Origin of the sequence: Peribacillus sp. FSL M8-0224 (genome assembly GCF_038003055.1) — a bacterium.
Taxonomy (GTDB): domain Bacteria; phylum Bacillota; class Bacilli; order Bacillales; family DSM-1321; genus Peribacillus; species Peribacillus frigoritolerans.
Genome location: NZ_JBBOOJ010000001.1, coordinates 1,619,927 through 1,632,073, shown reverse-complemented (window position 1 = coordinate 1,632,073; position 12,147 = coordinate 1,619,927). Strand labels below are relative to the sequence as shown.

General features: G+C 40.5%; 9 protein-coding genes. 2 read left to right on the top strand and 7 right to left on the bottom strand.

What is annotated here, in order from left to right; translation table 11 throughout:
• Positions 1–699: 699 nt before the first annotated feature.
• The 5 genes from MKX49_RS07935 to MKX49_RS07915 all read right to left on the bottom strand — a co-directional run bounded on the left by MKX49_RS07935 (position 700) and on the right by MKX49_RS07915 (position 6,903).
• Positions 700–1,602 carry an aldo/keto reductase gene (locus tag MKX49_RS07935; RefSeq protein ID WP_340875965.1) on the bottom strand — a complete coding sequence of 301 codons (903 nt, stop codon included), beginning with the start codon at positions 1,600–1,602 and terminating at the stop codon, positions 700–702.
• A gap of 272 nt (positions 1,603–1,874) precedes the next feature.
• Positions 1,875–2,201 (bottom strand): PTS lactose/cellobiose transporter subunit IIA, encoded by a 327-nt coding sequence (locus tag MKX49_RS07930; protein ID WP_340875964.1) that lies wholly within the window; start codon positions 2,199–2,201, stop codon positions 1,875–1,877.
• Between the two features lie 396 nt (positions 2,202–2,597).
• A complete protein-coding gene (locus MKX49_RS07925; protein ID WP_340875963.1) occupies positions 2,598–4,241 on the bottom strand; it encodes an amidohydrolase in 1,644 nt (547 codons plus the stop codon).
• A 95-nt stretch (positions 4,242–4,336) separates the two neighbouring features.
• Positions 4,337–5,551 (bottom strand): M20 family metallopeptidase, encoded by a 1,215-nt coding sequence (locus MKX49_RS07920; RefSeq protein WP_340875962.1) that lies wholly within the window; start codon positions 5,549–5,551, stop codon positions 4,337–4,339.
• Positions 5,552–5,670: 119 nt separating this feature from the next.
• Positions 5,671–6,903 carry an MFS transporter gene (locus MKX49_RS07915; protein ID WP_340878497.1) on the bottom strand — a complete coding sequence of 411 codons (1,233 nt, stop codon included), beginning with the start codon at positions 6,901–6,903 and terminating at the stop codon, positions 5,671–5,673.
• A 414-nt stretch (positions 6,904–7,317) separates the two neighbouring features.
• Here MKX49_RS07915 and MKX49_RS07910 point away from each other — a divergent pair, with 414 nt between their 5' ends.
• Positions 7,318–8,730: a sigma-54 interaction domain-containing protein gene (locus MKX49_RS07910; RefSeq protein ID WP_340875961.1), complete on the top strand. Its 1,413-nt coding sequence runs from the start codon at positions 7,318–7,320 to the stop codon at positions 8,728–8,730.
• Between the two features lie 197 nt (positions 8,731–8,927).
• Here the strand turns inward: MKX49_RS07910 and MKX49_RS07905 are convergent, their stop codons facing one another.
• Positions 8,928–9,350 (bottom strand): VOC family protein, encoded by a 423-nt coding sequence (locus MKX49_RS07905; RefSeq protein WP_340875960.1) that lies wholly within the window; start codon positions 9,348–9,350, stop codon positions 8,928–8,930.
• A gap of 203 nt (positions 9,351–9,553) precedes the next feature.
• Here MKX49_RS07905 and MKX49_RS07900 point away from each other — a divergent pair, with 203 nt between their 5' ends.
• A complete protein-coding gene (locus MKX49_RS07900) occupies positions 9,554–9,964 on the top strand; it encodes a potassium channel family protein (protein WP_340875959.1) in 411 nt (136 codons plus the stop codon).
• Between the two features lie 193 nt (positions 9,965–10,157).
• Here MKX49_RS07900 and abc-f read toward each other — a convergent pair whose 3' ends face one another.
• Positions 10,158–11,786 (bottom strand): ribosomal protection-like ABC-F family protein, encoded by a 1,629-nt coding sequence (abc-f, locus tag MKX49_RS07895; RefSeq protein ID WP_340875958.1) that lies wholly within the window; start codon positions 11,784–11,786, stop codon positions 10,158–10,160.
• Between the last annotated feature and the right edge of the window lie 361 nt (positions 11,787–12,147).

Here is a 12,147-nt window from a genome sequence, read left to right as displayed (position 1 = left end):
CAGTCTTCGGTGATTAACTACTAACAAATGAATAATCAACTTACATGGGAGCACCTTCCTGTCAAAGATATGGTTGCTTCTGTATCCTTCATTAGCCCCTCCTATATTTCTACAATTTTCCTCAAATGGAATTAAGGAAAGTATAATTGACCCATGAAAAATAGGAATAGGGCAAAAGGTTAGTAGGTATAATGAACTATAATTTTTAACATATATTAAAAAAACATCATCATAATAGGTATAATTATTCCCACTAACAATTTTACTTTATAAAACATGTTTACACATGAAGTTTTTCGAATGGAGAAATTGAATGACTCGTAGAGTAGACTTTACCCCTGATTTTGGAGTTCGGACAGTTACAAGATACATTTCATTTAATTACTTTCAATGATTTTTGAGAGGATGTGTTCGTTTAATAATATTTCAGTAGAACATTTTTGTTCATTATCACTTGGGGAATTCGGTCAAAAAAAAGAGGAGTATTTGAAGCTTTATTCATAAAAGGGGTAAAGATTGATGTTCCAGTCGTTCACTTGATTTGATAGGTCGGTCTTTGCGGAAGTTTTGGAGAAATGTCATGAGAGGTTTGTTTAAACGATACCCTGTGTACAACTGAGTGATTCCCAATGATTTTTTACACAAAAAGAAAAGACTCCTTCTTGGAAGTCCCATTCTTTTTGTTCATAGGTCTGTTTATTACGGAATATCATGTCCCATCGAGCTTGTTAATATGTTAAACCATTGCTCTTTTTCCATGCTTAAGTTTAGTGAATCAATGGCGCTGTCCAACCGTTCTTTCTTACCGGATCCAATGATTGGAATGATTTTTGCGGGATGCCTCAACAGCCAGGCATACATCACTTCATCGATTCCATTGGCACCGATCTCTTCTTTCACGGTTTCTAACGTTTTTCTTAAACGGACAGCCTTTTCGTTCGATTCCTCAAAGATGCTGCCTCCTGCAAGCGGTGACCATGCCATAGGCGCAACGCCCTTTTCCTGACATAAGTTCAAGGTTCCGTCTTCGAAGTTTTCAAGATTGTATGCCGAAAGCTCCAGCTGATTCGTCACAAGCGGATAGTCTAGATATGATTGGAGCATATCCCATTGCGGTTTTTTGAAGTTCGATACTCCAAAGTTCCGGACCTTTCCTGATTCCTTTAATTGATTAAACGCCTCAGCCGTTTCCGCCGGGTCCATCAGGGGATCCGGACGATGGATAAGTAATAAATCAATATAATCCGTTTTAAGATTCATAAGGGATTGTTCAACAGACTTTATGATATGGGTTTTACTAGTATCGTAATGGTGACTTTTATGGGAAGGACGGTTTTCTGATTGAAGAACGATGCCACATTTCGTAACGATCTCCACTTTATCGCGTAATGAAGGCTTTAATGAAAGTGCGTTCCCAAAAATCTCCTCACACGTATAGCTTCCATATATATCGGCGTGATCATATGTAGTGACGCCCCGATCCATTCCGTGTTCAATAAGAGATAGGATATCCTCGGCAGGAAATCTCCAATCTGCCAATCTCCACATACCGTGTACAATGCGTGAAAGACTAAGATCTTCAGTTAGATTGACTCTTTGCATGTTTTTCTCCCCTTTTATAAAATGATTGCGCTTGCTAATTAGTTGTTTGTTTTTCTATCATGACTACCCTACGTTAATCAGTGACAGTATCTATTGCTGCTGTCATGAACCTAGTATAATTTAAATTTTCGGAGAATCCTAATCTTGAGTGACCCTTATCTGCCATATTCATTTAACTTAGGTTCATGAAGGAGGATATCTCCGCCTTCTCGTTGAAGTTCACACGTTATAAACATAAGAAAAAGGCTGCCGCAGCAACCTCCTGAATATTGTTAGTTCTTTTGTGTTTTCTTGTGTAATTCCACGATTTCTATCGCTAAATCTTTTGTTGTCATGGAAGTCATCAAGTGATCTTGAGCATGGATCAAGAGCATTGGAATATCGAATTTCTCACCATTCACTTCTTGTTGAATCAATGCGGTTTGGATTTTATGTGCCGCAACAAACTCTTGTTCCGCTTCCTTTAATTTATCCTGGGCATCGCTTGATTTACCTTGTTTTTGCAAGGCGATGGCCTCCATTGCACAACTGCGGGCATTCCCGCTATGGAGAATTAATTGAAATGATAATTCTGATAGATCCTCTTTCGTTATCGTCATATTAACACTCCTTATGTTGTTTTGAAATTAATTGGAGGGCCGTACGCAATACTTCCTTGCCATTACATGATCCATTATTTATTGGATTTTAATATTTTTCTTTCTTTTAAAGCCTTCAATCTTTCTTCTAGCATTTTCTGCATTTCAGTTATTCAATTTAATCTTTAAAGAATTAAAATTTTTCTCTTTTCCTATTTAAATTAAAGATAACTGCCATCATTAAAAAATTTCACCTAATTTTTGAAACATATTTATTAAAACAGTAAATTTTTATGACAAACTGCAGCCCTAGACTAGCCTAGTCTAGAGCTCATTTTTTTCTTTTCCTAGTATCAAATTCATTTATTTTCTTTACACTTTTCATTAAAAATAGAATGATATAGCGTAGTTGAATATTTACATAATGAAATTAATGGTTTCTTCCAACGCATCATTTGCATCCGGAGATTTCCCTAGCTCGTAAACGATTTCCCCGTCAATCATCGTCATTTCAACCCGTAATTGATCAATACCGTCGATTGTTACATCCAATATTCGGTCGTTTAGCACAATCAAATCTGCTAATTTCCCTACCTCGATGCTTCCTTTTTGGTCTTCCTCGAAGCTTGCGTAGGCTCCGTTCCAGGTGTACAACCTAATCGCTTCCATGACGGAGATTTTCTGCTCTTCCCCAATGACCGCGCCGGAAGGTGTCAGTCGGTTGACCGCCCCATGAATGCCGATAAGCGGATTGCAGTTCGAGACGGGGCTATCCGAGGCTCCTGCTACGACAATACCAGCTTTTAAACAGGCTCCAATTGGGTAAAAATAGTCGCTGCGAGCGCCTAAGTGCTTAATGTATATATCTCCAAATTCAGTGAAAAAGTTCGGGTTAGGAACGGTCACTATACCCAATTTAGCCATTCGCTCGATGAGATCGGGCATCGCCAAACCGGCATGCTCGATTCGATGTCTGTGATTGTGCCGCGGATATTGTCTAAGCGCTTCTTCGAATGTATTCAACAACATCTCGATTGCAAGATCGCCCTGTGCGTGAGCCGTAATTTGATAACCATCGCGATGGGCTGAGATGAGCGCGTCGTTCATATTCTCTTGCGTGTAATACAGAATGCCGCTGTCTTCCGGATTCGTCTCATATGGCTGACGCGTCGCAAGCGTCGGCGCGGTGCTGGCTCCGTCTATAAAGATTTTCGCCGGACCGATACGAAATCGATCGTCGCCGAACCCAGTGGACAGGCTCGTCTCTCTCATTCGGTTAAAGTTAGGCTCGTGAACGACCATTGCATACACCCGAACCTTTAAGCGACCAGAACGAACCGCTTGCTGTAGGATGCGAAGATTGACCGGCTCGTACCCTCCGGCATCATGAATTGTCGTAATGCCTAACGATACGAAATCGCGCGAAGCGATTTCCGCCGCTCTGGCCAAGACCTCTTCTGTCGGATTCATGACACGTTTTACCGGATCCATTGCTGCTTCCACTAGTAGCCCGTTTAATCTCCCGGACTTGTCCCGACCGAACACTGCACCTTCCGAATCGCCCGATTGGTCGTTTACACCTGCCAATTCCAACACTTTACTGTTCGCAATCATAATGTGGCCGCATTGTCGCACAATTAGAATCGGGTGTACCGTCGACACTTCATCCAGTTCATGTCGGGTTAGGTACCGCCCTTCCAACATAAACATTTCGTTGTAGCCTACTGCTATGATCCACCCTCCTATAGGGATAGATTCCGCCTTCCGTTTCAATTCACAGATAATATCTGCATTGGATTGAATCGATGCGTCTTTGCAATTAATCGCTAGCCTTGTAAGTCCATAACCGAGCAAGTGCAAATGCGAATCTATAAATCCTGGCAGTAGAGTCCTACCTCGCAAATCCATCACTTTGGTGCTCTCTCCGATCCAACGTTTGATATTCTCATTCGTCCCGACTGCTTCAATTCGGTTACGTTTAACGGCAACTGCTTCTGCGATCAGATTGTTCGAATCGACGGTAATGACTTGTCCGTTTACAAATACTACATCAGCAAACATACGATCACCTCTTATTTTTTCTGTAAACAATGACTATACTTTGTTGTGTTCTAGTTTTTCAGCCAATTCAGCCTACAAAACATAATTGATTTCTACTAAGCTTCTACTTGATTCATTGAATCGGCATCTCTGTTTGAGAGATAATTAAAAACCAATGTAATAAACATCTTTCCGATATACAACATTGATTTTTCATCTACATCAAATTTCGGATGATGATGCGGGTATATCGCATTCTTCGTAGGATTCGCACCTCCCACGTAGAAAAACGTTCCAGGAACCTTCTCTAGATATAAGGAGAAATCTTCCATTCCTGTTAACGTATACGGCGGGATTTGTATTACTTTTTCCTCTCCCAGAAGATTTTTTGCTAACTTGTCCGCTTTTATTGTTTCCTCCGGATGATTCCACAAAGCGGGATATCCTCTCTCGTACTTAAATTTCACAGTGGCTCCTGCACCTTCGCAGTTAGATGTTGCGATTTGGCCAATGGCTTCTTCTATCAAAACCTGCACGCTTTCCTCGAAGGTTCGTACCGTTCCAGTAATTTTGGCTGTGTCGGGAATGACATTAAAAGCCTGTCCGCTTTGAAAAGAACCAATCGAGACAACCGCTGTTTTAGACGGATCAACGCGGCGGCTGACGATTTGCTGCAAATTGAGCACCAGTTGGCTGCCCACCACAATTGGGTCTACCGTCAAATGAGGAGTCGCTCCATGCCCTCCTTTCCCATAAACCTCAATTTCAAATGTATCTCCTGCCGCCATTATATATCCCTCTCCAACAGCAACCATACCAAGCGGAAGAATGGAAGATACATGGGCTCCATAAATGACATCGACTCCATCCAGACAGCCATCTTCAATCATGGGCTTTGCTCCTCCTGGAATTACCTCTTCCGCAAACTGATGGATAAAGACAACATTTCCTTCGAGCTCATCCTTCACTTCGCTTAATACTTTGGCTACTCCAATCAAAGCTGCTGTATGAATATCATGGCCGCAGGCATGCATCACCCCAGGTATACGGGACTTGTACTCCACGTTTTTCTCGTCTGATATCGGCAATGCATCGAAATCCGCGCGCAGCGCTACTGTCTTGCCCGGTTTCCCTCCTCTCAAGAGTCCAACTACTCCTCTTCCGCCAACTTCTGTTCTTACTTCCAATCCCAAGTTGGTTAAAAAATCAGCGATCATTTTTGGGGTATTGATCTCCTGGAAGGATAATTCAGGATACATATGAAGATCTCTGCGAAATTTAACCAACTCCGGATATAACTCTTGAAGTCTACTAAATAAGTTTTTTAGCATCATTACCACCCCGATATTTGTTCTAGCATTAATCCACCGGATTGCTTATATACATGATCAACATTTCAGTTCCACCTTACTAAATTTGTTTTCCCATTAGCCAAACACCACTATTTTACTTAGACATTCGACTGTATTTGATCACTCACGTCCCCGTGAGAAACAAGATTGCTGTTTCGAATGGTTAGTCCGAACAGCGCGGAGGACAAACCAGCCGCAATTAAGAACCAGAAAGCGCCGTCGTAAGAACCTTTTAATTCTGAGATGAGTACACCCATCATGATCGGTGCAATGAATCCACCAATCATCGATCCCAGATTCATAATTCCAATCGCGGAACCAATCACACTCTTGTCAAACAATTTGTGAGGGAGTGCGTATACTGCACTAAACACAAAACCATAAAAGATTGATGACAGTGTCAAATAAGTAAAGACCATTCCAACATTAGGTGCGAAGAGTGCTAAAAATAAAAATACTGTGTAAAAAAGTCCATTCATTAAAAAGTACATTTTCTCCCTACCGGAAAATTTGACTAGCAACCAACCACCCGCTGCCGTTCCCAGAGTTGCGGCCGTAGTCGGAAGGAGTCCCAACACCCCTGCAGAAACCAAATCTAAATGGCGTACTGTTACCATATACATGGGCAACCATGAAGACGTGCCCCACGAAGCAATGCTGATTGAAAACCACGTTAGGACCAATGCCCATGTCTGACGAGTTTTCAATAAAGAGAGCATGGAATCCTTGTTTACTGGTTGTTGTTCTTTTGCTTCTTCCAATTGAATCGGAATACGAATGTATTTCCAAAGCAGTACTCCGATGATGACACCTGCTGCTCCAAGAGCAAAGAACACGTTCCTCCAGCCTAACCAGATTAGGAGTGTTGGCACAAGAACACCCGTAATTAGACCGCCAAACGAATTCGATGACATTAAGATGGACTGTGCCTTACCTTTTTCTTTCTGAGGGAAATACTCAGCGATGGCTTTTGCACATGCAGCAGGATATCCCCCCTCCATAATTCCGAACAAAAAACGAATCACGATTAAAGCGGTAAACGACCAAGCGAAACCGGTGAAGACTGTAAAAAGCGACCAGAGGACAATAGAAAAAATAATCACCCTTCGGTAACCCAACTGATCTGTCAGCCAGCCGGCCGGAATTTGCATGATGGCGTAAGCCAAGAAGAAGGCGCTGATTACTGTTCCCGTGGCAGCCGGACTAAGATTGAATTCTTGACCAATTGGCACAACAGCTAGATTCATAACTAACCGGTCCATATAAGAAACCATATAACCCACAAATAGGAGAGACAAAATGAACTTCCTGTTGTCCCCTTGAACAGCCATACCCTTCACAAATCATAACCTCCCCTTAATGATGCCCAGCAAATAATGGATGGCAGCTTGCACCAAGTTTCTGTAAAAAGGCAACTTCCTCTTACGACAGTTCTTCAATTTAGTTCATTACGAATTTACTAACTCAAGTGCATTATTTTTTGTTTTCTTATGGATCTCTTTACCTCCTTTACACCAATTTGTTTATGCAAATTTTATGCCAAGAAAAAGATCACTTTACAATGAAAAAAGGACGTAAACGGGTTTATTTATTTTAATATTCTGAATATTTACGGTATAATTTTTATTAATCGATTCAATTGAATCGAAATTGAATCAACGCTACTCAAAATAATGATGAACTTTGAATTATTTTCGATTCAAAATAAACGGTGGATCCACCCGTTATCAAAGGAGAGACAAGTGATGAATCAGAATATGTCAACCATCGAACCGGAATATTTATTCAAAATCATGAACTTCATGAATAAACCTATTTATATAACCGATAAGAACGGTATGATTCTTTTTGTTAGCGACATGAGCTGTAAGCTGATTGGGAAAAAGAAAGAGGAGCTAATCGGAAAAAACGTCTCACAATTGGAAAAAGAGGGGTTCTTCAAGCCGTCTGTTGCAAAAATAGTTTTAGATAAGAAACAAAATGTCAGCGTCATTCAACAAGGTGGAGAAGGAACAGGGGTAATTACAGGACATCTCATATTGGACAAGAATGATGAACCAAAATATGCAGTCACATTGGGTTATGATATTCCAGATTTCGTCGGTTACAGTTCTCAAATTAAAATTGAAGAATTGGATTCTGCTTTTCGGTATTATTTACAAGAATTACAAAAACTCAAAGCGAAACTTGTACGGACCAAAGAAGTACCTTTTTTTATCGGACAAAGCCGGGTCTATGATATGCTCAAGGAAACAATTGAAAAAGTTGCCTGTGTGGAAACGACCGTTCTTATTACAGGGGAAACAGGTGTTGGAAAAACGCTTATAGCTGAACGTATTCATCATCTGAGTGACCGGAAAGATCGTCCGTTTATCCATCTTAATTGCGCAGCGATTCCGGAATTGCTCCTGGAATCCGAATTGTTCGGCTATCAAAAAGGAGCGTTTACCGGGGCAAATGCGAACGGCAAAACCGGACTTGTCAAACTTGCGGAGAAAGGCACCCTTTTCTTAGACGAGATTGGCGAACTCTCACATTCTTTACAGCCCAAACTCCTTCAATTGCTGCAAAATAAAACATACATGCCGATTGGAGCTTCCCAAACGGTACAAGCCGATGTGCGTATCATTGCAGCTACCAACAGTAATTTGGAGGATATGGTCAAAGAAGGGAAATTCCGGGCTGATTTATATTATCGCCTCCATATTTTACCGATCCGCATACCCTCGCTTCGAGAGCGGAAGGAAGACATCTTTTGTCTCCTTCAGTATAATTTGGAGAAGTTTAATTACTTGCATAACCATAAACGAGTGCTTTCTACAAAAGTGGTCGAAGTGCTTCAAAACTATCATTGGCCTGGAAATGTACGGGAATTGGAAAATATAATTGAGCAGCTTGTCATTATGGCAAAAGAGGATGAAGTTGCAATTCAGGATTTGCCAAAACGCTTGATCGGTTCAGTCTCCGAAGAGGTTTCTATCTCTTTAAATGCAGGAAATTCTTTACATGAAGTTTTGGAATGCGTCGAAAAAAGAATGATCACACAAGCATTCCATCATCATAAAACAACCCGCGATGCGGCAAAAGCACTGGGCGTTACTCAGTCATTATTTATGCGAAGGTTGGCGAAATATGAGATTACAAAAGAAGAAAAATAAGCTGGAACGGTGGATGCCGCCGTAACTGATAAAAATGTTAGGAAACCTTGACAGTGTGAGGGGCCAACCAAAAGTCATGCTTTTTTGTAAAAAAAAAAGCACTTAACCCCTTGGTAAAGTGCTTTTTTCAATTTTTCACCTCATTCGCTTTCTGCATTCTCCTTATTCTGGAGATGACGCTGCCAACCAGGCTTTCATTATTCTTTAATATCCCACTGCGGATTCCAAACGACTTCCCAAAGGTGTCCATCAGGATCTTGAAAGTGTGCAGAGTATCCTCCCCAGAAAGTGTCATGTGCCGGATCGGTTATGATCGCGCCAGCTCTTTTTGCTTTTTCCAACACAATATCCACTTCCTCTTTACTGCCTACATTGTGACCAAGGGTAAATTCAGTAGGACTTGCCGGAGACAAAGGAACCTTGGCCTCATGAGCTATATCCCTTCGATTCCATATGGCAAGCTTTAGGCCTTCTTGCAAGTCCAAAAAGGCAACGGCTCCATGCTCAAATTCTTTGCCCACTATTCCTTCTGTTTGAAATCCCAGGCCATCCCGATAGAATTCCAGCGATTTTTCCAAATCATCCACACCTAATGTAATGACAGTAATACGTGGCTTCATGATTGTCCCCCTTCTTACTTAGTTTCTCCTTCTATTGTTTACCAACGCTTCTAGTTCAAACCAAATCAAAATAAACAGGTTTTTTTGTCAATCTAAACTGAATTCCTGTATAGTAGAATGATTAACTGATCCAGCTCGAATATAAGGATTTACTCATTCACTTTACTTAAAATGTAATGATCCGCAAGGAAAAGCGATTATCAATGATTTCATTTATCCTCACCTTGAAACGTTTTCTAAAAGCGCTCTGGTCCGCTTTTAAACTGAAGAACTTCCAGGTTCTTTTCGTCTTGGTCCTCGTTATGTTATTTTCCGGCACGATTTTCTATGTTAAGCAGAAAGGTCTTACTGTGATTGATTCCCTTTACTTCTGTGTTGTTACTCTTAGCACGGTTGGGCATCCCAGCTTTGAACCGCAGACAACATTAGGAAAAGTGTTTACAATGATTTATATTGTAGGCGGCACCGGATTATTTATGGGCTTAATAGGATACCTAGCATACGCAATCATAAAGAAACCGGAAAACGAGAGCAACAGCAACAAAATCTTAATGCATAGGAATGCTTATAATAATTGGCATTCCTTTTTGATTGGTGTAAATAATCGCTTCTAATCAAATCCCCATCTAAATGAGTCCCTTCTGCATAAACTTGGTTAATTTTAACATTACCTATCTTTTTTTTCATTATTTTTCACTAATCCAATTCATTGGTTGGTATTTAAAGTGTAAAATTTCTCTCCACTTTAACCGCTCTTTATCCAAGAAAAGGCCCCTCTTGTTTGAGTGGGGCCTTAATATGTTGCATTTAACCTTCAAGCTCTTTTTTCTTGTTCAAGAGTTGGAAGTATTCCCTATCCAATTCCTCTTTTTCCTCTTCCTTCATAACATTGGATAGTTTACCAAGTGTCTCGATGATTTGCACTTCAATCATAAGAAGCTCAGCCTGTTTATCTTCAAGGCCATCCTTGCGAGTGGCCGATTTTGTTGATTCCTTATTTATAACACTTACTCTCGGAGGTTCATTTTCAAATGAAAGTGAATGTGTTGCAAGAGATTGGATCAATGAACGATCATGAGTCACAAAAACGATCGTTCCTGGATATGCTTTTAACACTTCGGTTAAAGCCTCTTTAGTATGAATATCCAGGTAATTTGTAGGTTCATCCAAAACCAGTACATTATAGTTTCCCAAAAAAACTTTTGCTAGGGAAGCCCTGACTCTTTCCCCACCGCTTAAAAGTGAAACTTGTTTGTGAACGTCATTTCCTTTAAAAGCTAATCGTGATAATAGTGTACGAATGAAGGCTTGATTGTAGGGACTGTCCTCCAATATATTTTCGAGAACCGTTTTACTTTCACTCAAATTTTCTTGTTGTTGGGCAAAAAATCCAATCTTTGCTGGCATCGCGACATATAAATCTGGGTGCCTTTCCACTATCTTTTTCAATAATGTCGTTTTTCCTGAACCATTTTGACCATTGATGGCGAGTCTGCAAGCTAAGGGGACATCTCCAAAAATATGTTGTTTCAGCACCCGTGACCCGACTTTCAGGGAACAGCCATTAAATCGAATGACCCTTTTGCTATGCAAAGATGGAAATTCTGAAATATCAAAGATGATGGGGGGATCTTCCCTCGGTTTTTCTTTTTTTGCTAATTTTTCGATTCGAGTTTCGATCGCTTCAGCAGAACGGTTCAATTTCGCCTTCTGTTTCCCGGAGCTCCGTTTATGCAGCCTTGCTTCTGAATTACCCATTCGTTTAGGGGCTTTCCTAATTGAATCGGATTTGGCTTGAAGGTTTTGTGCAGCCTGTTTCAACCGGTTCTTTTCACGGCTATACTCTTCATATTGCTTATTTTCCTTTTCTGTTTTTGCCTGCTTTTGTTTGATATACGCTTCGTAATTCCCTTCATATACCGTTACCTTGCCTTGCTCAACTTCCCATATTGTTGTACATAGATGATTCAAGAATGCTTTATCATGTGAAGTAAGCAAAATAGCGCCATTAAAAGATTTTAAATCCTTTTCCAATTGTTCAATTCCGGATATATCCAAATGGCTGGCAGGTTCATCCGCGATCAATACATCCGCATTGGAAGAAAGGGCTGCAGCGATTTTTCTTCGAGTTCGTTCACCGCCGCTTATGATTTCTTGATCCTCATCGGGCAGTTTCCATATGCTCGTTAATACCCCGCTTATTTCTTGTTCAGTTTCTTCCATCTGCGGGATATAGCTGACTGTTCCATAGCTCTCGATATGACCGGAATCGGCTTCCCTCACTCCCGCTAGTATAGAAAGCAGGGTCGTTTTACCTTCTCCATTCCTGCCAACCAAACCAACACGGTCATGACTGTAAAGATGAAGTGTATCGACGGAAAGAACTTCACGGCTTCCGTAGCTTTTCTTTAAATCATTCGCTTTTAAAAATAACATAAAAAAATCCCCCTCCATTTTTCTAGAGAGAGATCGCCTGTTACTAAATTAATATACATAAACCAAATATACCTCTTCTGATTGGATATCAGAAAAAGTAATTGTATATGAATTAGTACCTATAAACGAACAGACGAATCCCATCTCTAAACATAATCATTAAAAATCTCACATGGGTATCCAAAAAGATTCTTGTTCAAATGAAAAAATGAATTCACTTTACTTACCGATAAAGCAAACAAAGTGACACGTATTTGCATTGAACATATCTAACCGATTGCACCCATTGAAATTGATTCAGATTTACTGTTTATTAGATAAGATTACTGCTTCATTGTATAAGGTACCTTTTCCTTCCAAT